Genomic DNA, 22,027 nt, shown 5'->3' on the forward strand with positions numbered 1-22,027 from the left:
CTGACCGGACACGACCTTACCCACGGGTAAGGTCGTGTCGCGCGAGAGCCGAGTGCGGCACCACGGTCAGTAGCGCAGGATCGCGCCGACCGAGTTGCCGTGCGGGAGAGCCTCGAGCACCACGAGCCGACCGGACGTGGCGCAGGTGTGGCCCACGGCGTCGTCGAGGTCTCCCGGCTGATCCTCCGGACGACAGGCCGCCCCGGTGAGGATCAGCGTCTCCACCCGGCCCTCGGCGGCCGCGGTGACGATCTCTCTGGGGTCGCTCACCCCGAGCCCGGTGCCGAGGGCCTCCCCGAACCGCTCGGTCGCGGCGGCGGCGTCCGCGCTGAGGACGGGCTGCACGATCGGCCACGCCTTCTCCTGCAACTCCGCCCCGCTGGCATGGTCCGGGTTCCCGGCCACCACCTCGTCGAGGAGGTGGGGATAGGACAGCTCGTCCCTGAGCATCGGGTGGTGCTCGGCCACCGCCGCCAGGACGAGCGGTCGGCGATCGGGCCCCGCGAGCAGCTCGTCGATACCCGCTGCCACCTGACGGAAAAACTTCTGCAGCATCACGCGGTCCACCTCGCCGCCGGCCCCGTGCCCGTGGAAGGCGGCGGTGCCCCCGGCCGCCGCCTGGTGCTGCAGCTGGGGCTCGCGCTCGGTGCGACCCTCGGCGTCCTCCATCGACGCCGGCGCGGTGCCGATGTCCCGCTCGTGGACCGAACCCCGGGTGGCCTCGAACAAGCGCACCGAGTTCTGGCTCAGGGCCAGGATGAGGAACTCGCCGTCGCCGACCGCGGACGGGACCAGGGGGCGGACGGCGAACGAGTCGGACACGTGGACCAGTTCCGGCATCTCCGTGCCCAGCCGGAAGGCCCGTGCGATGCCGGGGGCGGCGTAGAGCGCCAGTCCGTGGGCGGTGTGCTGCCAGAAGGGGTCCTCGTTCCCCAGCTCCCGCAGCGGCGCGAGCAGCTCGGCGGCCACCTCGGCCGGTGTGCCCCGGGTGACCAGCTCGGCCTGCGCGCGGTCGAGCAGCGAGCGCAACCTCAGCGGGCCCTGCCGCGTCTCCGGCCCGCCGCGGTGCGTCGGCATGAACACCGACACCGCCGGTCCCGAGGCGGTGCCCAGCGACTCCAGGTCGGCGGCGGTGATCGGATCGATGTTCCGTGTTCGTTGGATCGACGTCATGGCTCCGACCGTAACGCCGATCACAGCTCGACGCGGGCTCTCGAGCCGATCGTTGCAAGTCGGAGATGTGCACGGGCACGGCACACGCAGCCGCCTCCAGCCGGGCCCGGGCAGCCCACTACATGCGGTGTAACAGATGTGACTTCTGTGACGAAAGATGCGTGAGTGAACTCGCGGCACTACTATGTGAGTCAACGATCCCCGCCGGGTCCGGCTCCGGCCGCCACCCAGGAAAGGACACCCACGTGCGTCATCCCATCCGTTCCGCCGTCGCAGCCGGGGCCTCCGCCCTCCTGCTCGTCACGGGCGCCGGCACGGCCTCCGCCCAGGGGTCACTCGAACTCGCCCTGCCGTTCCCGCTGGACATCCCCGGCCTCGCCTCACTGATGTCGGGCCCGTCCGCACCGGGGGCCACCGCCGTGGCCGAGCAGGACGCCCCTCTCGTCGTGGTTCCGCCCGAGGTGGCCCGTAAGGCGTTCGAGGGCAGCGTGGTGGCCGGGGTCAACGAGGCGCGGACCGCCGTGGGTGCCGAACGCCTGGTCACCGACGCGATCCTGTCCGTCGAGGCCGGGGTCCGCGCGGACCAACTGGCGGTGGGCGACCCCACGACCGGCGACCTCCCGGTCCCTGACAGTGGCGAGGACCGGGACCGCACGGTCCTGGCCCTGCCCCCGGAGGCCACGCCACAGAACGTGCTCACCGCCATGCTCACCGACACCGGAATGCGCGAGCGGATGCTCGACGGCGAGTTCACGAAGGTGGGAGTGGGAACGGCCGCGGGCGAGGACGGGGTGATCCACGTCGTACTCGACTTCGAGCGGGGGTAGCCCCACCAGGGGTTATTTCGGTTAACAGTGTGAAAATTCGGCTAGAGTTCCTTTCCTGCTAGCCCGACGGGGACTTGCTCTCTACTGTTGCCTCTGCGCGCCCTCCCCCTCGGGGTGTGCAGAACTGGAGATCCCACGTGCGTCGCACTTCCCCTCGTTTCGTCACGCCCCTCGCCGTCTGCGCTGCCGCCACCATGGCGGTCGCCGGTCTCGGCGCACCCGCGGCCTCCGCGCAGCAGTTCCTCATGCCTGGCTCGTCGTTCGGCGTCGCCGTCGGCGGCGGCGGCACCGTCCCGGCGCTCGACCCCACGAGCGACGAGTACCGCCAGCAGCTCCACGACGCCACCAACGCCGCGCGTGTGGCCAACGACCGGACGTCGCTCCCGTCCAACGACGCACTCGTTCAGCTGGCCACCGCCTGGAGCCAGGTGCAGGCCGCCGAAAACCGGATGTACCACAACCCCGACCTGCGCTACCAGGTGCCGAGCGGAACCACGCGCTGGTCGGAGAACGTGCTGCAGAACTGGCGCAACGCCACCCCTCAGCAGCTGGTCAACCAGTGGATGGCCTCCACCGGCCACAGGCTCAACCTGCTGCGCAGCGACCACACCTCGATGGGAGTGGGCGTCGCCGTGGCCGCCGACAACAAGCTCTACGCCACCCAGGTGTTCACCCGCTAGCTGAGCCGGCCCGACCCTTCCCGGTCGAAAGCGCTCGTCGACGAAAGCGCTCGTCGACAAGGACGTTCCGCACACGTTTCGCGAGAAGCGGGTGTGCGGAACGTCCTTTTCGATGCGCGGGCCCGGTCGATGCGCGGGCCCGGTCGATGCGCGGGCCCGGGCGATTCGCGGGACGGGCGACCAGCGAGTCGGCGGGTTCAGCCGGCCATTCCCGCCAGCATCGCCTCGAGCCCCTCGTCGAATCGCGAGTCGTAGTCGACGCGTGACATCGCGGGGTCCACGGCCGCGAGATTGTGGTGGGTCTGCTCCTCGACGGTCACGCCCAGGACGTAGGCGGTGAGCGCCGTGGTCAGTCCCGCCGCCCGTTCGCCGCCGCCGTGCCGCGCACACGTCCGCCCGACCGCCTCGGCCACCGGGTTCACCGCACCGGCGGCCAGCCCCAGCGCCACGATCTCGGCCCCGTCGGGCACCCCCGCGACAGCGATCCGCATCGCCCGCGACACCCCGCGAAGTTCGTCGGCGGCCGATGCTCGAGCCTCCACCGGGGCCACGTCCGCCAGGACCCGCTCGGCCACCGCGGTGAGCAGCGCCTGCTTGGACGGGAAATGCCAGTACAGCGCACTCGGCTGGACGTTCAATCGCGTCGCCAGCGTGCGCATCGACATGCCGGGCAACCCCGCTTCGTGCAGGAGTCCGAGCGCGGTGTCGACGACGGCCGACTTGTTGAGAGCCACGACCGGTAACCCTATCGCCCCTCCCGCGGCTCCGACGCGCCTGCAACCTGAACGCTGTACAAGTCGGCGAATTCCCGCTACCTTAACGGCGTTCAATGAACGGCGTTCAGGAGGAACCATGGCCACCACGACCACCCGTTGGCACGAGCTCGCGGACCGCATTCTCGACGGCGGGGCGATCGACGCGACGGAGGCGCTCGCCGTGCTCGACTCGTCCGACGCCGAGCTCATGGAAGTAGTCGCGGCGGCGTCCCGGCTGCGGTTCGAGCACTTCGGCAACAAGGTCAAGGTCAACTACCTGGTCAACCTCAAGAGCGGCCTGTGCCCAGAGGACTGCTTCTACTGCTCGCAGCGCCTCAACTCCACCGCTGGCATCCTGCGCTACACCTGGCTGAACACCGAGGAGGCCGTCACCGCGGCCAAGGCGGGCATCGCGGCCGGCGCCTCGCGCGTGTGCCTGGTCGCCAGCGGCACCGGCCCGAGCAACCGCGAGGTCGGCAAGGTCTCGGACATCATCGAGGCCATCAAGTCCGACACCCCGGGCGTCGAGGTGTGCGCCTGCCTGGGCGCGCTGAAGGACGGTCAGGCCGAGAAGCTCTGCGCGAGCGGCGCCGACGCCTACAACCACAACCTCAACACGGCGGAGAGCCACTACGAGGAGATCTGCACGACCCACACCTACGCCGACCGCGAGCACACCGTGAGCCAGGCGCACGGCGCGGGCCTGTCGGCGTGCTCGGGCTTCATCGCCGGCATGGGCGAGACCCGCGAGCAGCTGGTCGAGCTGGCCTTCGACCTGCGCGCCAAGGGCGTCGACTCGATCCCGGTGAACTTCCTGCTGCCCTTCGACGGCACCCCGCTCGAGGGCGTGGACACGCTCAACCCGCGCGACTGCCTGCGGATCCTCGCGATGGTCCGGTTCGTCGCCCCCGACACCGAGATCCGGATGGCCGCCGGCCGCGAACGCCACCTCGGCTACCTCCAGGGCATGGGCCTCTTCGTGGCCAACTCGCTGTTCCTCGGCGACTACCTCACCAGCGAGGGCCAGCCCGGCGGCGAGGACCTGCAGATGATCGCCGACGCCGGGCTCGAGGTCCTGCGGATGGAGGACGCCGACGGGGCCGGGGCCGGGCCCGGGGCCGGCGAGATCGCCCACGCCGCCGCCCCCGTGACAGCTCCCGCCGCGCCGGTCGCGCAGGAGAAGAAGGTGGCGATCCGCACCCGCGGCGCCGGCACCAGCGAGCCCGCGAACGCCTGACATGGCCGCCGCTCCCTCCGCTGCCGGCCTCGTCGTCGTCGATCCGGGCGCCGTCGGCGACACCCGCTCGTCACCAGACCCCGCCGCGCTCCTGGCCGCGGACGCCGAGCACGTCTGGCACCCGTACGGCGGGTTCCCGGCGTCCACGCAGCCGCTGCCGGTGGCGTCGGCGTCCGGGGTGCGGCTACGTCTGGCGGACGGCCGCGAGCTGATCGACGGCATGAGCTCGTGGTGGGCGGCCATCCACGGCTACCGCCACCCGCACCTCGACGCCGCCGCGCACCGGCAGGTCGACACGATGAGCCACGTGATGTTCGGCGGGCTCACCCACGCGCCGGCGGTGGAGCTGTCGACCCGGCTCGCGCGGATGGCGCCGGGTGGGCTGAACAAGGTGTTCCTCGCGGACTCGGGGTCGGTGTCGGTGGAGGTGGCCGCCAAGATGGCGCTCCAGTACCAGCGCTCGATGGGCCGACCCGGGCGCACCCGCCTGGCCACCTGGCGCGGCGGCTACCACGGCGACACCCTGTCGCCCATGAGCGTGTGCGACCCCGACGGCGGCATGCACTCGATGTGGCGCGGGGTGGTGGCCGAGCAGGTCTTCGCGCCCGCCCCGCCCGCCGACTACTGCGATGACTACGTCGCCGAGCTCGAGCGGGTGATCCGTGGGAGCGCCGACGAGCTGGCGGGGATCATCGTCGAGCCGGTGGTCCAGGGCGCGGGCGGGATGCGCTTCCACCACCCCGGTTACCTGCGCGACCTGCGCCGGTTGGCCGACGAGACGGGCACGCTGCTCATCTTCGACGAGATCGCCACCGGCTTCGGCCGCACCGGCGAGCTGTGGGCCGCCGACCACGCGGGCGTCGCACCGGACGTGATGTGCGTGGGCAAGGCCCTGACCGGCGGGTATCTCACCCTCGCCGCGACGCTCACCACCGACCGGGTGGCCGAGGTCATCAGCGCCGGCGAGGCGGGGGGCCTGGCGCACGGGCCGACGTTCATGGGCAATCCGCTGGCGTGCGCGGTGGCGTGCGCGTCGTTGGACCTGGTGGCCGGCGGCGGGTGGCGGCGCGATGTGCCGCGCATCGAGGCGCGCCTGCGCCACGGGCTGGCGTCCGCACTCGACGTGCCTGGTGTGGTCGACGTGCGGGTGTTGGGGGCAATCGGCGTGATCCAGCTGGCCGAGCCGGTGGAGATGACGACGACGACAACAGCGATCACCTCGCACGGCGTGTGGCTACGCCCCTTCCGGGACCTCATCTATACGATGCCGCCGTACACCTCTACGGATGAGGAGATCGGTCAGATCTGTGCGGCTGCCGTGTCCGGAGCGAGAGCCGCGGCCGGGGCGGCAGCTGCGGACGCGCGGGCGGGGTCGGGCCGATGACTGAGCAGACGCTTTCCGCTGGACCCGGCGCTTCGGCCGAGGCCGTCGACCGCTCTCCCGCCCTGGATTGGCTCGACGACGCCGCCGCCGACCGCCGGGCGCGACACATGCGTCGCGTGCTCACCCCGCGGGCGCCGCGCGACGGCGTGATCGACCTGGCCTCCAACGACTATCTCGGCCTGGGACTGCACCCGGAGATGGTGGACGCAGCCGTGGCGGCAACCCGCCGCTGGGGTGCCGGAGCCACCGGATCGAGGCTGGTCACCGGCACGACCGACGAGCACCTGGCGCTGGAGGCAGAGCTCGCCGAGTTCTGCCGTCAGCCCGCCGCGCTGGTGTTCTCCTCCGGCTACACGGCCAACCTCGGGGCCGTGGTGGCGCTGTCCGGGAAGGGATCGCTCATCGTCTCGGACGGAGGTTCTCACGCCTCGCTCGTGGATGCGTGTCGGTTGTCGAGGGCCCGCGTTGTCGTCGTCGAACGGGGTGACGTCGCGGCGGTGGCGCGCGCCCTGGCCGGACGCTCCGAGGAACGCGCGCTGGTCGTCACGGACTCGGTGTACTCCGCCGACGGCGACCTGGCGCCCCTACTCGCACTACACGGCGCATGCCGGGCACACAGGGCGGTGTTGCTGGCCGACGAGGCGCACGGGCTGGGTGTGCGCGGCGACGGCGGTCGGGGACTCGTGGAGGAGTTGAGGCTGGCCGGGCGCGAGGACGTGGTGGTGACGGCGACGCTGTCCAAGGCGCTCGGCTCGCAGGGCGGGGTGGTACTGGGGTCGCAGCGGGTGCGGGAGCATCTGGTCAACAGTGCCCGCACTTTCATCTTTGACACCGGCCTGGCCCCGGCGGCGGTGGGGGCGGCCCGCGCGGCCCTGGGTGTGCTGCGGCGCGAACCGGATCTGGCGTCGCGCGTGGTGGAGGTCGCCGAGCACCTTGCCGCGGTGACCGGCGCTGATCACCCGCAGTCCGCGGTGGTCTCGGTGGTGCTGGGCGATGCCGAACGCGCGGTCTCCGCTGCCGGGCGCTGCGCCGAACTCGGACTGCGGGTGGGCTGCTTCCGGCCGCCGTCGGTGCCCGAGGGCACTGCGCGGCTGCGGCTCACCGCGCGGGCGGACATCTCCGAGGCTGATCTGGCGCGAGCCAGCGAGGTGCTGGCGCAGGTGCTGGCCGAGCACGGGCACGTCGTCGATCCCGCGCCCAGCGCCACTACGTTGGCCACCGCAGGGGCCCGCGCATGACCGCCGGGCCGGGCCAGGTCGTCGGGCCGAGCGTCGGCCCGGTTGTCGTGACCGGCACGGGTACCGACGTGGGCAAGACGGTGGCCACGGCGGCGTTGGCTGCGTGGGGTCGGGCGCAGGGCCTGGACGTGGGCATCTGTAAGCCGATCCAGACCGGCCTCGGCCCCGAGCAGCCCGGGGACGCTCATGTGGCGGCGCGGCTCTCGGGGGCCCGGCGGGTCTTGGAGGTGCGGCGGCTGGCCGAGCCGTTGGCGCCGGAGACCGCTGCCCGCGTGGCGGGTCAGCCGCAGTCGACCCTGGAGGGGCTGGTCAGCCCGATTCGCGAGTGGCTGGCCTCCCCCACCGCCACCGATCCGCCTGGCGGACCAACCGGTGGCTCCGGTGATCAGACCCCACGGCTCGACCTGGTGGAGGGCGCCGGCGGGGTGCTCGTGCGGCTTGGGACAGACCTCACCGTGCTCGACCTCGCGGCCTCGCTGGACGCGTCTGTGATCGTGGTGGCACGCGCGGGCCTGGGCACGCTGTCGGATACCGAACTCACTGTGCGCGCAGTCGAGGCCGCGGGGCTGCACTGTGCCGGGATCGTCATCGGTTCCTGGCCCTTCGACCCGAGCCTCGCAGAACGGTGCAACCTTGAGGACCTCCCGAGGCTGACCGGCATCCCGGTGCTGGGCCGGGTGCCCGCGGGAGCCGGGATGCTCTCGCCCGCTGAGTTCGCCCGGGCCGCTCCGGCGTGGCTCAGATGCCAGCTCCTTACCGCCTTCAGATCAGAGAACGTCAGAACTCGTAAGCGGGTTCTGCGTCAATGATCTTCGCGAACATCTTCTCCATTCGTTCAAGGTCACCCCTGGATCTCGCCGCATGGCAAGCTCCGTGTAGTTCCTCTGACTCGGTCGCCTGCCAGTCCAGTCCGACGCCCGTCTCGGACAGCAGCAGATCAAAGAACTCCCGCGTTGCGCGTCCATTCCCCTCTCGAAACGGGTGCGCGAAGTTGGTGTAGTCGTAGAGGTAGGCCCCAGTTCCCGGGAGACTCTGTCGTTAAACCAGCGCCAGCCGTTTCGACTCATTGATTCGGTTGGCCACGTGCGCCATCGGCACCGCGATCGAGTTTGGTGGGCAGAATGCCTCGTCAGCCTTCTCGATCCCGACGGTTCGTAGATGCCCGGCCCATTCGTAGACATCCTGGAAGAGATGGCGATGGATGGCCTGCAATAACGTCAGGTCGTAGGTGCGTTCACCCAATAGTCGAGGGAACTCACGAAGTTCGATGAGCCGCGCCTCGACCAGGTCGTTCTCGGCATCGCGCAGGACCTCGACTGAGGCGATACCAAGCTTATTTCGGAGCACTGTCGTGCCCGGGATGAAGTAACCAGGCCAGTTCTCTTCGTGGCTGCCAGCCCCCCACGGATGGCCCACCCGATTAGCCGACGTTGTAACGACGCCGGACGCGGTCCCCTAGCTCAGCGGCGCTGATCGTGCCGCGCGCGTAGGCGAGTTGGTCCGCTCGGGTGGCACCCGTACTGGAAGCCCCTTCAAGCTCGCTACTCCGGCGAATTGAGCGAATCGCCCGCACGCGCCGTTGGGTGCGCTCGGCCTTGGTCGCCCCATCACCGTCCATAAACCCCAGCATAGTCCACGCTACTGACCCGCAGAAGTGCCTCGGACCTCCGCGAGCCCGGACGATTCAGCGCGGAGCCGTGCAGGCCAACGCCTTTCGCCGTCCTCATATCGCAGTGTCTCACCCAGATGCTCGAGCACTAGCCAATCTTTCCTGAGCAGGTAGAATAAGGCGGACGACGAGGCAAGGAGGACACCCTGTCCACCCGCATTCGCCCCACCACTGATCAGGCACTCGCTGGCGTTGTTGCCGGGCACCGCATGGCCGGAATGGACCTGTCCACGGCCGAACTGGCAATTCTCCGCCGCCAGGCGGACGGCGAACTGACCGGAGATCAGGCCCGTGCCGAATTGCTGGCCACCCTCCGCCGGTCCTGACACGAGTGAACCCCCGCGATCCGTATGCGGACCCCTCGGGGGTTCTTCGCAACCTTCTTGGCATCACTGATCCGGAAGAACTACAACAATACGAACGCCTTCTTGCCGCCAGCCGGGTACTCGAACTCGAACAGCATCCCGTGGCTGGCAGGTTCGACTTCGCCCATTTACGCGCGATCCACCGCTACATTCTCCAAGACGTCTACGACTGGGCTGGCGAGCTTCGCAACAGCGACACCGCCGCGTTCGGTATTCCTCACGCCCGGCCACAGTTTCTCCCGGACGAGCTCGACCGGGTCTTCGGCCTGATCGCCTCACGGCCACCCAGCACCACCGACCCTGGTGTCGCCACCGACACCATCGCCGCGCACTGGTCCGAACTGACCCTCGTCCACCCGTTCCGCGACGGCAACAGCCGCAGCCAACGCGTGTTCTTCGATCAGATGTTTCGTCACGCCGGCTGGGCTGTCGATTGGGCCGACGTCGATGCCGCAGCAGCCCATGCCGCTCGCCACATGTCCCTGTACGGTCGGCCCGACTACCTCGCTGACCAGCTTCGACACGCCGTGCATCCTGCTGCAGACTTCGCCGACGGACACCTCGTCGCCACCCAGGGCGTCCGCCCTGCCCGCGACGCCGCAGAGCACTTCCGTGCCATGCGCGAGCACCACAGATCCGGAGCCACTACGCCCTACGGGCGTCCCACACGGTAGAGCGACGATTCCATCAGCCGACTCCCCCGGTGCCGACGGGCCCACCCTGGCCTGTCAGGCCAGATCGAGGAAGCCGCGTAGCTCGTCGAACATCTCCCGCACCACTGTGTAGTGCGCCCACTTTCCGCGCTGCTCACGGACCAGCAGCCCCGCGTCCACGAGCTTCTTCAGGTGGTGGCTTATCGTCGGCTGGCTGATGTCGACCACCTCCAGCAGGTCGCACGCGCACACCGAGTCGCACCCCTGCGCCGCGATATGGGACAGCAGCCGCAGCCGCGTCGGGTCGGCCAGCGCCTTGAGCCGGACCGCCATCCGCTCCGCCGTGGCCACGTCGACGGGTCCGGTCGACATGGAGCAGCAGCCATCCTGCGCTGGGGCCGCCAGACCGATCTCCGCTGATGTCATCGTCACCCCACTTGCCCTGACCATTTATCTGCCCCGACAATACATTGACACTCGCCGATATGACGGCCTAGCCTCCCACCCATAGACATTCATCGATCCGAGGAGTTCCGCCCGGATGAGCATCACCACGACCGGACCCGGTGCGGCACCGGTCGCCAAGAACATGTCCTTCCTCGACCGCTGGCTGGCGCTCTGGATTCTCGCAGCGATGGCCGTCGGCTTGCTGCTCGGACGGTTCATCCCCGGCCTCGACCGGGCCCTGGACTCGGTGAAGGTCGGTGGGATCTCCGTCCCGATCGCCATCGGGCTGCTGGTGATGATGTACCCGGTCCTGGCCAAGGTCCGCTACGACGAGACGCACCGGGTGACCGGCGACCGCAGACTCCTCACCCTGTCACTGGTGCTCAACTGGGTGCTCGGCCCGGCGTTCATGTTCACCCTCGCGTGGGTCTTCCTACCCGACCTGCCGGAGTTCCGTACCGGGCTGATCATCGTGGGCCTGGCCCGCTGCATCGCCATGGTGTTCATCTGGAACGACCTGGCCTGCGGGGACCGCGAGGCCGCGGCGGTGCTGGTGGCGATCAACTCGGTGTTCCAGGTCGTCGCGTTCGGCGCCCTGGGCTGGTTCTACCTGCAGCTTCTGCCCTCCTGGCTGGGGCTGGAGACCACGACGGCCGAGTTCTCGGTGTGGGCGATCGTGCTCTCGGTGTTGGTGTTCCTCGGCATCCCGCTGCTGGCCGGCTTCCTCACCCGAGTGTTCGGCGAGCGGGCCAGGGGCCGGGAGTGGTACGAGGAGACGTTCCTCCCCCGGATCGGCCCGTGGGCCCTCTACGGGCTGCTGTTCACGATCGTGTTGCTGTTCGCCATGCAGGGCGATGCCATCACCTCCCAGCCGCTCGACGTGGCGCGGATGGCCGTGCCCCTCCTGCTGTACTTCGTCCTCATGTTCCTCGTCAGCCTGTTCGCCTCGCGGGCGGTGGGACTGAACTACGCCAAATCGACCAGCGTGGCCTTCACCGCGTCGGGCAACAACTTCGAACTGGCGATCGCGGTGTCGATCGGCACCTTCGGCATCGCCTCCGGCCAGGCCCTCGCGGGCGTGGTCGGGCCGCTCATCGAGGTCCCGGTCCTCATCGGGCTCGTCCACGTCGCCCTGTGGGCCGGACCGAAACTCTTCCCGGGCGACCCGACCCTGCCCGATCGTTCGGTGACCGGGACCCGCTCATGACCGCGGAGCAGCAGGCGCACCACGTCCCCAGCGTTCTGTTCGTGTGCGTGAAGAACGGCGGCAAATCCCAGATGGCGGCGGCGCTCATGCGCCTGCACGCTGGCGACGCCGTCGCCGTCCATTCGGCGGGCACGACGCCCGGCTCGGCGGTCAACGCGCTCGCCGCGGAGGCGGTCGCCGAGGTCGGCGCCGACATGTCCGGCGAGACCCCCACGGCCATCGACCCCGACCTGCTGCGACAGGTGGACCGGGTGATCGTCCTGGGCGACGAGGCCGCCGGGGAGATCGACGACGACGAGGTCAGCGCGCTCGAAATCTGGCGCACCGACGAGCCGTCGCACCGGGGCATCGAGGGCATGGAGCGGATGCGTCTGGTCCGCGACGACATCGATCGCCGCGTCCGCACCCTGCTCGCAGAGCTGACCGATTCCAGGCCCCGCGTGCTGTTCGTCTGCGTCCACAACGCAGGGCGCTCCCAGATGGCCGCCGGCTACCTGTCTCACCTGGCCGGAGGACGAATCGACGTCCTGTCGGCCGGGTCGGCACCCAAGGATCAGATCAACCCGGTCGCCGTCGAGGTGATGGCCGAGGACGGCGTCGACATCACCTCGGCCACGCCGAAGATCCTCACCACCGACGCCGTCCGCGCGTCCGACGTGGTCATCACCATGGGCTGCGGTGACGCGTGCCCGGTCTTCCCCGGCAAGCGGTACGAGGACTGGGACTTGGCGGACCCGGCAGGCCAGGGAATCGAGGCCGTCCGCCCCATCCGCGACGAGATCAAGCGGCGGGTCACCGCGCTGATCTCCGAACTGCTCGAGACCGAGTCGTAGCGGCTGCCCTGACCTGATCTCCATCGGCGTGACCTCCGGCTCCATCTCAAGCTGAAAGGGCCCATCATGATCACCGACACCCCCGAGCTGGACGTCCACGTCCTGCACCGCGCCGCCGAGAGACTCGCCATGACATACGAGGGGATCTTCTCGCCGGAGACCGTCGAGCGGTACGTGTTCGAGTCCTACGCGACGCTGGGCCGCACGGCGAAGGTCAGGACGCATCTCGCGGCACTGGCCCAGCACTTCGCGGCCGATCGGCTCCGGGCTCTGGCACTCGCCCAGGGCAAGCTCGAGTCCGCGGTCCCCCAGGTGCTGTTCGTCTGCGTCCAGAACGCCGGCCGTTCCCAGATCGCCGCGGCCCTGTTGCGGCATCATGCCGGCGCCGACGTGGAGGTCCGGTCTGCCGGCTCACTCCCCGGCTCGGAGGTGGATCCGCGGGTCCTCGCCGAGCTGGAATCCCGGGGAATCGACATGGCCGGGGCGTTCCCCAAGCCACTGACCGATGACGTGGTCCGCGCGGCCGACTATGTGATCACCATGGGCTGTGGCGACGCGTGCCCCGTCTACCCGGGCAAGAACTACCTGGACTGGGACCTGGTCGACCCCCGGGGCGAGTCCGAGGACACCGTCCGCCGGATCGTCGAGGAGATCGACGGCCGGGTCCGGGCACTGTGGGCGGAGATCAGCCGCTGAGCTGAGCCCCGGGAGCTGCACGGCCGGTAGTGCCACCTCGCCGACCGGGCGGGGTCAGCCGACGTGCCAGTGACGGCGGATGAGCTCATCCCGGTCGGCCTCTCCGCTTCCGGAGTCGCCCACCTCGTCGTCGTCGTTGTCGTCGTCATCGTCGTCGTCGTCATCACCGCGTAGCCCCGCGAGCACCGAGTCGAGGAGCGCGGCGGGGAACACACCGTCGGCCTCGAACATCTCCCGCTCGGCCTCCAGCACGTCGGCCGCTTCCGCGCACGAGGTGGGCAGGGTCTCGAAGTCCTCGCCGTCGGCGGCGTTGAGGCGCTCGGCCTGCTGCAGGCTGCCGGGGTCGTCGAGCCCGCGCCTGGCCGCGACGGCCATGCCCGCCAGGAGCAGGTGCACGTCGGCTGAGCCGTCGCCGAGCCGGAACTCGATGGTCTGGGGGTGCGTGGCGGGCTCGGGGACGGGCTCGGTGCTGCCGGGGTTGGCGTGAGCGACCATGTCGCCCAGGACGTTGCCGCCCCAGGCCAGCGGGACCCGGACCAGGCCGGTGCGGTCCTGCATACCCCAGCAGATGTCCTCGGGCGACTCGTCGCCCTCGGCGAACCGCAGGTACGAAGTGGGGACCGTGTTGCCGAACGCGGACAGTGCCCGGGCGGCCGAGAGGTAGCCGGCGATCAGTCTGCGCGCGGTGTCGGTGATGCCGGCGTCGTCGCCGATGACGTTGGTGCCGTCGCGCACCAAGCGGCTGTGGATGTGCAGTCCGTTGCCCGCGCCGTCGCCGCTCACCAGCGGGGCGAAGGTCGCCTCGAGGCCGTGAGCGTAGGCGACCTGACGCACCACCCACTTGGTCAGGACGATGGCGTCGGCGGCCTGCTCCAGGGGGACGGGCTGGAGTTCGATCTCGTGCTGGACCAGCTGTCGGTCGTCCTCCAGGATGTTGCCGACCTCGCCGTGGACGTATTTCATCGCGACCCCCATCTCGCGGAGGTGCCCCAGCACCTGCTCGCGGACCCGCTCGTGCTTGGAGAAGGGCGCCGACTCCTGGTAGCCGCGTTCGGACTCGACGGGGTAGATCGGCTCGGGCTCGGCGGCGAGGTAGTACTCCAGCTCACCGAAGGCCTCGAGCGTCATGCCGGTCTCCCGCGTCAACACCTCGGCGGCGCGGCGCACGACCTGCTCGCGCGCGTAGGGCAGCGGCGTGCCGTCGGGTGCATAGAACGAGCAGAGCACGTCGAGTGAGGTGCGTTCCCCGAAGGGGTTGAGGAAGGCGGTGCGGTGGCGCGGGACGATGTAGACGTCGCTGGCCTCGGTATCGGTTCCGGGAAAGACGCTCGAGCCGTCCACCCGCTCGCCGCGGGTGAGCACCTCGTGGAGGTGCTCGCGCGAATTGATGGGGAAGGCGAGCGTCTTGAGCCGCCCGTCGCCGCCGACGTAGCGCAGGTTGACCTGGCTCAGCTCCAGCTGTTCGGCGGCCCGCACGAGGTCGGCGGCGGTGAAGTCGGCCGTCGGTGTGCCGATTAGTCGGACGAGCGGGTGGGGTTCCAGTGCGTCGATGGCCATGCCCCGTTCTACCAGCGGCGGGGCCCGGGCGCCTCCGGACGGCGGGGCCTGCGCGCGGCCGGGGGCGCGCCTAGAACAAGAGGTCTGCGAGCAGCTCGATCGAGCGGTTCGCATTGCGCCGCCGGAAAGCTGGAGCGAGAGCCCTCCGCGGTTGAGGAAGGCCCACCGAGCGCGTCGAGCCCCTTCTTTATCCCCTTCCGAGAATCACGTCGTGTACGCGGGGGGCGTATACCCGGCGCTTGTATGCCTCAGCGTCGATAAAGGCGAGAACACCGAGCTCCACCAGCTGCCCGACAACCTTGTTGGCTCGCCCGTAGGAGACGCCCAGCGCCTGTTCCACGTGGCGGACCGTGAAAGTCGGATGAGCAACGGCGAGGTCGATTACCGAGATCGGCGTTGCAGACCGCAAGTGGGACCCGCGGACGATTTCCTTGAGTTCGGCTTGCACACCGACGAGTTCGATCATCTGCGTGTGCGTGGTGCGCGCGGCAGCTTCGAGTCCCCGTGCGAAAAACGCCACGTAGGTGTCCCAGTCTCCCCGCGTACTCACGCCGAGAAGGGCGTCGTAGTACTCGGCACGTCGAGCCTCGAACCACGGAGACACGGTGAGAGTCGGCTCGCCCAGGACGTCCATCGAGAGGAGGTGTAGGACGATAAGAAATCTCCCGAGGCGACCGTTCCCGTCGCGGAACGGGTGCAATGTCTCGAACTGGTAGTGCGACATAGCCGCGGCGACGACGGGGTCGAGCGTCGCACTGTGGTCATTTCGCATCCAGTCGATGAGGTCGGACAGTCCCGCCTCGAGGAGCGGGCCGGGAGGTGCCGGAACGAAGCGGGCTCGCATGATTGCCGGACCGCCTGGGTCCACGTCCGACCTCAAGCCGACGACAACCTGGGTATCGCGTAGCCGACCTGAGACCTCCTCGAGAGGCCCACCCCTCATCAGCACGCCTTGCAGGTCGTACAACATTGTCGTCGACAGCGGGCGACCGTCCGCAGCCCATGCGAAACCCAGGCTCGCCATCACTTCGAAGTTGAGAATCTCCAGGAGGTCCGGGGACCCGGGTTCCTCCACGTCCGCCCCCAACACTTCCGCCAGGGGCGCGTACGTGCCCTCCAAGGCGGAGGTCGAGTGCGCCTCACGGCGAAGGGTAGGGACGCGGAGGAGGGTCGGATCCGGTAGGCGTCGCGCGGTGCTGTCCAAGGAGGCCAACGCCGCTCGAGCGTTCCCCACTGCCAGAACGGTGGGCATCGTGAGTTCTGGCATCCCCTCGGGAAGCCGCGCGGGAACGAACGCTTTATGGCGCCAGTCGCCGACGCGCGGGTCGGTGCCCGCGATATCCACGAGCGCGCCCGTCGCGTCGTTGACGAACATTTCCAGGTTCACAATGTCACTGTAGGCCCCCTTGAGTGACATTGTCGGCACCACAATTGCACTCAACCGGCGTCAGACGAACGTAACCCGCCTCGTCCCGCGCGCGATCCCCGGGCCGGAGACCGCCGAACTCTTCTATGAGCGAATCGGTGAGCCCGTCCGCGGCACGACCACCCGCCCGATGTGTCAGTCCAGGTCCACAGACGAGACCCGGCTCCAGCGGTGCCGACGACGTCCGCGTCGACGGTGCTCGATCTCCTGGTAGTCGAACACCGGTAGTGAGAGCTTGAAGCGGATCGCGGCCACTCGCAGGCCGAACCCCACGACGAGGGTGATCGCCGCGCCCCAGTTCTCCGGGACGCCCGCAGCCGCGAGGCCCACGTAGACGAGCGCGGCCAGGATGGCGACACTGGCGTACAACTCGTGCCGGAACACGAGCGGCACCCGGTCGCACAGTAGGTCACGCATGACTCCCCCGAACACGCCCGTGATGACCGCGGCGGCGACGGCGATGACGACGCCGTGGCCCATCTCGAGGGCGATCCGGGCACCGAAGATCGCGAAGACGGTCAGCCCGAGTGCGTCGAGCCCGAGGAAGAGCACCCTGAAGTGCCGCATGAGCGGGGCGACGAACACGGTCACGACCGCGGCCAGCGCGACCAACGCGAGGTAGGACGGATTCTCCACCCAGATGAGCGGATAGTGGCCCAGCAGGACGTCCCGGATCGAGCCACCGCCGATGGCGGTGACGCACGCGACGATCACCACCCCGAACAGGTCCATGCGCTCGCGACCGGCGGCCAGCGCGCCGGTCATCGCCTCGGCGGTGATACCGATGAGGAAGAGGACGGTGAGGAATTCCACGGGTTCGGCGCGCTACTAGAACCAGAGGTCGGCGAGCAGCTCGATCGACCGGTTCCGCACGGCCGGGTCGTAGGCGTAGGTGACGGTGATGAGCTCGTCGGCGTCGGTGCGCTCGACGAACTCCTCGAGCTGCGCCTTGACCGTCGCAGGCGAGCCGACTGCGCTGATCTCGAGCATCGCGGGCGTGCTGCCGGCGAACTCCGACGGGTCGACGGGCGGCTGGATCTTGCGGCTGCGCCCGGCCCGCAGGTCGAGGAACATCTGCTGCAGGGTGGTGAACTGCCGCTGCGCCTCCTCGTCCGTGTCGGCCACGACGACGTTGATGCCGGCCATCACCTGGGGCTTGTCAATCCGCGCGGTGGGCGCCTCGGTGCTGAACGAGTCGCGGTAGACGCGGATGGCGTCGTCGATCTGGTCGGGCGCGAAATGCGAGGCCAGCGAGAACGGCAGCCCCAACTGCCCGGCGATCGAGGCGCCGTTCACGGTGGACCCGAGCACCCAGATCGGCACCTCCATGCCCTGTGAGACCGACGACAGGATCGGGGTGCTGTGCGCCGTGCCGGTCTCGCCGAACCACGCCTGCAGGTCGTAGATGTGCTGAGCGAAGGCCTGCGGCTCGGCCGACGACCGGCTCAGTGCCTGGGCGGTCATCCCGTCGGTTCCGGGGGCGCGGCCCAGGCCCAGGTCGATGCGGTCACCGTGGAGGTTGGCGAGCGTGCCGTACTGCTCGGCCACCATGAGCGGGGCGTGGTTGGGCAGCATCACGCCGCCGGAGCCCACGCGGATCTTCTCCGTCACCGAGGCCGCCTGCGAGATCAACAGTGCCGTGGCGCTGGACGCGAGGTTGGGGGTGTTGTGGTGCTCGGCAAACCAGAGCCGGTGGTACCCGAGCCGGTCGGCGAGGCGCGCGGACTCCATCGAGGCGGCGATGCCCTCACGCGCGGTGGAGCCCTCCGAGATGGAGACCAGGTCGAGGATGCTCAAGGGGACCGACACAACACACCTTTTTCTACGTTCACCGTTGCATTAAGGGCCGTGGTGGCCCACGCCCAGAGGCTACCGATCCGCCCATGTCGGTGACGGATCACCGATCTCCCCACCCCCTGTCGGTCCGGGGAACTACCGCGAAGCACTGCGTCGAAGTACGACGACAAAGTACGACGACGACGAAGTCCGCCGCCCCAGACCGCGTGGGCGACTGCGGGGATGCGCATTTCAGATCCCTCGGATTGTGCGCTGGGTCACACTGTGCTCATCGCGGGTCCCGCCCGCGCAACAGGTCCGTACGAAGGGTCCGACCACATGACGACGATCGCATGACCACCGCACGCTCCGACGAACCACTGCACCAACGGGTGACCTCGGGCGAGGCCGACCTTGACGAGTTCCGCGACCGCCTCACCGCCTGGCTCGCGGCCCGCGACGAGGTCGACGCCTCCGCAGGTGTCGAGGTCTCGGCGGTGAGCAGGCCGGAGAGTTCGGGGATGTCCAACATCTCGGTCCTCTTCGACGCCACCTGGACCCCGGCCGGCCCGGCCTCGCCAGGGGGCACGGCCGAGCCGCAGTCGGCGCAGCTGGTGGCCCGGATGTGTCCGCAGGACGATGCGTTTCCGGTATTCCCCGTCTACGACCTGGCCAAGCAGTTCGACGTGATGCGGGTGGTAGGAGAGAACACCGACCTGCCGGTCCCCCGTGTCCGCTGGCTCGAGCAGGATCCGGCCATCCTCGGCACGCCCTTCCTGGTGATGGATCGCGCCACCGGCCGCGCGCCGGTCGACAATCCCCCGTACGTCTTCGACGGCTGGTTGCTGGAGATGGACCCCGAGCGGCGGCGTGAGTTCCAGCGCGAGTCCGTCGCGGTGCTGGCGGCCATTCATCAGATCCCGCAACCCGCCGAGTTGGTGTCGTCGCTCGCGCCCGCGCCCGGCGTGAGCGCGCTGCGGGCCCACGTGGACGAGCAGCGCGCCTACTACGAGTGGACGATCCGCGAGGACGGGCTGACAATCCCGGTGATCGAGCGCGCCTTCGACTGGATCGAGGCCCACTGGCCCGCCGAGACCGGGCCCGATGTACTGAGCTGGGGCGACGCCCGCATCGGCAACATCCTCTACGAGGGCACCACCCCCACGGCCGTGCTGGACTGGGAGATGGCGGCCATCGCTCCGGCCGAGGTCGACCTCGGGTGGTTTCTGTACTTCCACGACCTGTTCCAGGAGCTCGCGGTCGCCTTCGACTTCCCCGGCATCCCGGACCTCTTCGACCACGGCGAGGTCGTCGAGCAGTACGAGCAGCTCACCGGCTCCACGGTCCGGGACCTGCCGTTCTACTACGTCTACGCGGGGCTGCGGCAGGCCATCATCCTGTCGCGGATCACTCGTCGTCGTATCCACTTCGGTGAGCAGGAGGCACCCGCGAGCCCGGACGAGTACGTCCTCCACCACGCCATGCTCGCCCGGCTCATCGCCGATTGATCGCGCTCGCAGACGGGCGGATCGAGCAGTTGGGCTGGCCGCGGTTGGAGGTCGACTACCGCAGCGGCACCCGCCACCCGGAGTGCGCCCGGCTGCACCTGACGACCCCGCGCGGCGAGCCGCTGCTGCTTGAGGTCGAGACACTCCTCGGGGTCCCGCTGAGCATGGGCTCCGGCTACGTGGGCGACCCGGCGTGGTCGCACGGGCGCTGGATGGGCCGCGACTGGAGCGAATCGGTCACCTACGACATGACCGCACCGGACGTCGTCTCCATGCTGCCGTTCAACACCATCGACCACGTGGCCCGCGCGACCTGCAACGACGACGTGGGCCGGGGCCTGTTCGAGCACGCCAACCTAGGCCGGCACGACCCGTCGGGATTCACCGACTGGGGCGATATGGCTGAGTAAGTATCTCCGCTGCAGATAATGTCTACTCCCGAATGTGAATCGCGCTGACAAGGGAGCTCAATTGCCACGGATCGAAGTAGTGGCGGCAGTGTTCTATCGGGACGGCGAGGTACTCGCTTGTAAGCGCGCGCCAGGCAAGTCCGCGGCCGGCAAGTGGGAGTTTCCCGGCGGGAAGATCGACGACGACGAGACCCCCGAGCACGCCTTAGCTCGCGAGATACGGGAAGAGCTTGGAATCTCCATATCCGTGGGCGATCTCGTCGATAGGACAGCCACTCCGGTCGGCGATCTTGTAATCGATTTGGCTTGCTACCTCGTCTCATCCGAAGAAGAGCCCACCCGCAGCTCAGTTCATGACGACTTGCGCTGGCTCCCCGCCGACGCTCTGCCAACTCTCGATTGGGCCGCTCCCGACCTGCCTGCAGTAGCTAAGCTCATCAAAACCGGCGTGCCCCATGGCTCAGGATGACCAAATTTCGGTCGGCTGCTGCTACCTAGTGGCATCCTGTACATGTGTTAGACCTGTCGGATGAGATAAGTAAGCGCAACGCCCTGATGCATGCGCTGGCCTCCGAGTACGCCGTTAGCCCCACTCTCACGCGGGAGTGGCTCAGCCGGCTGGACTTTGGCTGGGGACCCGAGCGAATCATCGACACATCGAAGGGGATCTGGAACCCGAGCGCCTATGCCGCGACCTTAACAATCGTCAGTAATCCAGACGGCGAATACGACGACGGTGACCACGGTGGTTCGCTGTACCGTTACTCCTATGAGAAACGCCCGGCCGGGCAAAACCCGCAGGGCGGTTCCAACAGCAAGTTGCGGGAGGCCATGAGGCTCCAATTGCCAATTGTGATGCTCCGCAAAGTGGCAGGAGGCCACTTCGTACCCATCATGCCGGTCTATGTCGTGAAAGAAGAACCAGAACATCGACGGTTCCTGCTCGCTCTCGACGAAAGTTTGCGCTTCCTTCCCGACCCCGCAGATCAGTCCGAAGCCCAGCGCCTTTACGCCGAGAGGATCTCACGACAACGTCTTCATCAGCCCGAATTTCGCGCACGCGTGCTTAGGGCATACGACGAGCGTTGCGCCGTTTGCGTCCTGAGGAAGGTGCCGCTCTTGGACGCGGCTCACATAATTGCAGACTCCGCCGACGAAGGCTCGCCAGTCGTCACAAACGGCCTGACTCTATGCAAGATCCACCATGCAGCGTACGACGAGAATATTCTCGGTATCTCGCCCGATTACATCGTCCATATTAACGATGACGTTCTCGCTGAGGTGGACGGGCCGATGTTGAACTACGGACTTCAGAAGATGGATCAACGCGAACTCTGGATCCCGCGGCGGGGTCAAGAGCAGCCCGACCGTGAACGACTATCCGCAAGATTCGAAGCATTCAAGAACGCGGGCTAGCTAGCTAGAATCCGCAGGCCTAACTGTACTGACCGGAGACGTTGGTCGAGAGAGTGTGATCCGGTGACGTAGGAAGGCTTCCTGCGGTGGAGTGGAGCTGTCTAGGAAACACTTCACCGAACAGGAAGCCTTCATGTCCCACGCTAACGCGGCATTGACCCCGCGTCACCGTCTCCGTGTCGCGCAACTCGTTGTGGATCACGGCGTGCCGATCACCGAAGTCGCTGCCCGGTTCCAGTGCTCCTGGCCCACGGTCAAACGCTGGGCCGACCGGTACCGCGCCGGTGAGCCCATGACCGATCGCTCCAGCCGGCCGCACTCGAGCCCCGCCAAAACCTGTCCCGCGGTGACCAAAAGGCTGGTCTCGCTGCGCTTACGCAAACGCCTGGGGCCGGTCCAACTGGCCGCACTGTGTGGCCTCGCGCCCTCGACCGCGCACCAGATCCTGGTCCGGTGCCGGCTGAACCGACTATCGTACTGCGACCGGGCGACCGGTGAACCCGTGCGCCGCTACGAACACCCGCGGCCCGGGGATCTGGTGCACGTGGACGTCAAGAAGTTCGGGCAGATCCCCGACGGTGGTGGCTGGCGGTTCGTCGGCCGACGCCAAGGCGACCGCAACCGCGCCGCCACCCCGGGCAAGGCCCGCAACTGCCACCGCAATCCGAAGATGGGCCACGCCTTCGTGCACTCGGTCCTGGACTGTTAGGGACGTGCTTCGGAAAGCAGAGTTCTGATGATCGGGTAGCGCGAGTATGAGCATCGGATAG

The 22,027-nt window shown here is 68.7% G+C and carries 22 protein-coding genes and 3 pseudogenes; 16 read left to right on the top strand and 9 right to left on the bottom strand.

Annotated elements, in window-relative coordinates; all coding sequences use genetic code 11:
- Nucleotides 1-66 precede the first annotated feature (66 nt).
- Nucleotides 67-1,173, bottom strand: a complete 1,107-nt coding sequence (locus ABD250_RS12215) for a baeRF3 domain-containing protein (protein ID WP_182659191.1) — start codon at nt 1,171-1,173, stop codon at nt 67-69.
- A 245-nt stretch (nt 1,174-1,418) separates the two neighbouring features.
- Here ABD250_RS12215 and ABD250_RS12220 point away from each other — a divergent pair, with 245 nt between their 5' ends.
- Both ABD250_RS12220 and ABD250_RS12225 read left to right on the top strand, forming a co-directional pair.
- Nucleotides 1,419-2,000, top strand: a complete 582-nt coding sequence (locus ABD250_RS12220; RefSeq protein WP_182659192.1) for a CAP domain-containing protein — start codon at nt 1,419-1,421, stop codon at nt 1,998-2,000.
- A 137-nt stretch (nt 2,001-2,137) separates the two neighbouring features.
- Nucleotides 2,138-2,680: a CAP domain-containing protein gene (locus ABD250_RS12225; protein ID WP_182659193.1), complete on the top strand. Its 543-nt coding sequence runs from the start codon at nt 2,138-2,140 to the stop codon at nt 2,678-2,680.
- A 197-nt stretch (nt 2,681-2,877) separates the two neighbouring features.
- On the opposite strand, the gene ABD250_RS12230 is transcribed toward ABD250_RS12225, so the two are convergent.
- The gene (locus tag ABD250_RS12230; protein ID WP_344392530.1) at nt 2,878-3,414 is read right to left on the bottom strand and encodes a TetR family transcriptional regulator; all 537 of its coding nucleotides are present in this window, start codon (nt 3,412-3,414) and stop codon (nt 2,878-2,880) included.
- Between the two features lie 118 nt (nt 3,415-3,532).
- Between ABD250_RS12230 and bioB the strand changes: the two genes are divergently transcribed.
- The 4 genes from bioB to bioD all read left to right on the top strand — a co-directional run bounded on the left by bioB (nt 3,533) and on the right by bioD (nt 8,103).
- Entirely contained in the window at nt 3,533-4,672 is a 1,140-nt protein-coding gene (bioB, locus tag ABD250_RS12235) for a biotin synthase BioB (protein ID WP_344392532.1), read from the top strand.
- Between the two features lies 1 nt (nt 4,673).
- Nucleotides 4,674-6,056, top strand: coding sequence for an adenosylmethionine--8-amino-7-oxononanoate transaminase (locus ABD250_RS12240; protein WP_344392534.1), 1,383 nt, complete (start codon nt 4,674-4,676; stop codon nt 6,054-6,056).
- 107 nt (nt 6,057-6,163) lie between these two features.
- Nucleotides 6,164-7,294 carry an 8-amino-7-oxononanoate synthase gene (locus ABD250_RS12245; protein WP_344392546.1) on the top strand — a complete coding sequence of 377 codons (1,131 nt, stop codon included), beginning with the start codon at nt 6,164-6,166 and terminating at the stop codon, nt 7,292-7,294.
- Nucleotides 7,291-8,103: an ATP-dependent dethiobiotin synthetase BioD gene (gene bioD / locus ABD250_RS12250; protein ID WP_344392536.1), complete on the top strand. Its 813-nt coding sequence runs from the start codon at nt 7,291-7,293 to the stop codon at nt 8,101-8,103. Before ABD250_RS12245 ends, bioD begins: the two co-directional genes overlap by 4 nt.
- Here the strand turns inward: bioD and ABD250_RS12255 are convergent.
- Together ABD250_RS12255 and ABD250_RS12260 are read right to left on the bottom strand one after the other, a co-directional pair.
- Nucleotides 8,072-8,710 (bottom strand): annotated as a pseudogene (locus ABD250_RS12255) (Fic/DOC family protein). The gene bioD and the pseudogene ABD250_RS12255 sit on opposite strands and share 32 nt — an antisense overlap.
- 4 nt (nt 8,711-8,714) lie before the next feature.
- A complete protein-coding gene (locus ABD250_RS12260) occupies nt 8,715-8,912 on the bottom strand; it encodes an antitoxin VbhA family protein (protein ID WP_182657988.1) in 198 nt (65 codons plus the stop codon).
- Nucleotides 8,913-9,294: 382 nt separating this feature from the next.
- Between ABD250_RS12260 and ABD250_RS12265 the strand changes: the two genes are divergently transcribed.
- Nucleotides 9,295-10,002, top strand: a complete 708-nt coding sequence (locus ABD250_RS12265; RefSeq protein ID WP_182657989.1) for a Fic family protein — start codon at nt 9,295-9,297, stop codon at nt 10,000-10,002.
- Nucleotides 10,003-10,056: 54 nt separating this feature from the next.
- Here the strand turns inward: ABD250_RS12265 and ABD250_RS12270 are convergent, their stop codons facing one another.
- Entirely contained in the window at nt 10,057-10,353 is a 297-nt protein-coding gene (locus tag ABD250_RS12270) for an ArsR/SmtB family transcription factor (RefSeq protein ID WP_182657990.1), read from the bottom strand.
- Between the two features lie 169 nt (nt 10,354-10,522).
- Between ABD250_RS12270 and arsB the strand changes: the two genes are divergently transcribed.
- The 4 genes and pseudogenes from arsB to ABD250_RS12290 all read left to right on the top strand — a co-directional run bounded on the left by arsB (nt 10,523) and on the right by ABD250_RS12290 (nt 13,164).
- Nucleotides 10,523-11,635 (top strand): ACR3 family arsenite efflux transporter, encoded by a 1,113-nt coding sequence (arsB, locus tag ABD250_RS12275; protein ID WP_182657991.1) that lies wholly within the window; start codon nt 10,523-10,525, stop codon nt 11,633-11,635.
- Nucleotides 11,632-12,036, top strand: a pseudogene (locus tag ABD250_RS12280) (arsenate-mycothiol transferase ArsC); the annotation flags it as partial. The gene arsB and the pseudogene ABD250_RS12280, both read left to right, overlap by 4 nt.
- 39 nt (nt 12,037-12,075) lie before the next feature.
- A complete protein-coding gene (locus tag ABD250_RS12285; RefSeq protein ID WP_425551902.1) occupies nt 12,076-12,468 on the top strand; it encodes an arsenate reductase ArsC in 393 nt (130 codons plus the stop codon).
- 66 nt (nt 12,469-12,534) lie between these two features.
- Entirely contained in the window at nt 12,535-13,164 is a 630-nt protein-coding gene (locus ABD250_RS12290; RefSeq protein WP_182657993.1) for an arsenate reductase ArsC, read from the top strand.
- 54 nt (nt 13,165-13,218) lie between these two features.
- On the opposite strand, the gene ABD250_RS12295 is transcribed toward ABD250_RS12290, so the two are convergent.
- The 4 genes from ABD250_RS12295 to ABD250_RS12310 form a co-directional block, all read right to left on the bottom strand.
- Nucleotides 13,219-14,721 carry a glutamine synthetase beta-grasp domain-containing protein gene (locus tag ABD250_RS12295; RefSeq protein WP_182657994.1) on the bottom strand — a complete coding sequence of 501 codons (1,503 nt, stop codon included), beginning with the start codon at nt 14,719-14,721 and terminating at the stop codon, nt 13,219-13,221.
- Nucleotides 14,722-14,908: 187 nt separating this feature from the next.
- On the bottom strand, nt 14,909-16,138 hold the full coding sequence (locus tag ABD250_RS12300) for a Fic family protein (protein ID WP_194306786.1): 1,230 nt from the start codon (nt 16,136-16,138) through the stop codon (nt 14,909-14,911).
- A 144-nt stretch (nt 16,139-16,282) separates the two neighbouring features.
- The gene (locus tag ABD250_RS12305; protein WP_194306789.1) at nt 16,283-16,912 is read right to left on the bottom strand and encodes a trimeric intracellular cation channel family protein; all 630 of its coding nucleotides are present in this window, start codon (nt 16,910-16,912) and stop codon (nt 16,283-16,285) included.
- Nucleotides 16,913-16,975: 63 nt separating this feature from the next.
- Nucleotides 16,976-17,956 carry an MsnO8 family LLM class oxidoreductase gene (locus ABD250_RS12310; protein ID WP_182657996.1) on the bottom strand — a complete coding sequence of 327 codons (981 nt, stop codon included), beginning with the start codon at nt 17,954-17,956 and terminating at the stop codon, nt 16,976-16,978.
- A 320-nt stretch (nt 17,957-18,276) separates the two neighbouring features.
- Here ABD250_RS12310 and ABD250_RS12315 point away from each other — a divergent pair, with 320 nt between their 5' ends.
- The 5 genes and pseudogenes from ABD250_RS12315 to ABD250_RS12335 form a co-directional block, all read left to right on the top strand.
- Nucleotides 18,277-19,431 (top strand): phosphotransferase family protein, encoded by a 1,155-nt coding sequence (locus ABD250_RS12315; RefSeq protein WP_194306787.1) that lies wholly within the window; start codon nt 18,277-18,279, stop codon nt 19,429-19,431.
- Nucleotides 19,428-19,841, top strand: coding sequence for a hypothetical protein (locus tag ABD250_RS12320; RefSeq protein WP_182657997.1), 414 nt, complete (start codon nt 19,428-19,430; stop codon nt 19,839-19,841). The genes ABD250_RS12315 and ABD250_RS12320 overlap by 4 nt, the downstream gene beginning before the upstream one ends.
- Before the next feature lie 79 nt (nt 19,842-19,920).
- Nucleotides 19,921-20,310, top strand: a complete 390-nt coding sequence (locus ABD250_RS12325; protein WP_338404131.1) for a (deoxy)nucleoside triphosphate pyrophosphohydrolase — start codon at nt 19,921-19,923, stop codon at nt 20,308-20,310.
- Between the two features lie 44 nt (nt 20,311-20,354).
- A complete protein-coding gene (locus ABD250_RS12330) occupies nt 20,355-21,257 on the top strand; it encodes an HNH endonuclease (protein ID WP_338404132.1) in 903 nt (300 codons plus the stop codon).
- Nucleotides 21,258-21,390: 133 nt separating this feature from the next.
- Nucleotides 21,391-21,960, top strand: a pseudogene (locus ABD250_RS12335) (helix-turn-helix domain-containing protein); the annotation flags it as partial.
- Between the last annotated feature and the right edge of the window lie 67 nt (nt 21,961-22,027).

Origin of the sequence: Dietzia cercidiphylli, from assembly GCF_039531545.1 — a bacterium.
In the GTDB taxonomy this organism is placed as follows: domain Bacteria; phylum Actinomycetota; class Actinomycetes; order Mycobacteriales; family Mycobacteriaceae; genus Dietzia; species Dietzia natronolimnaea.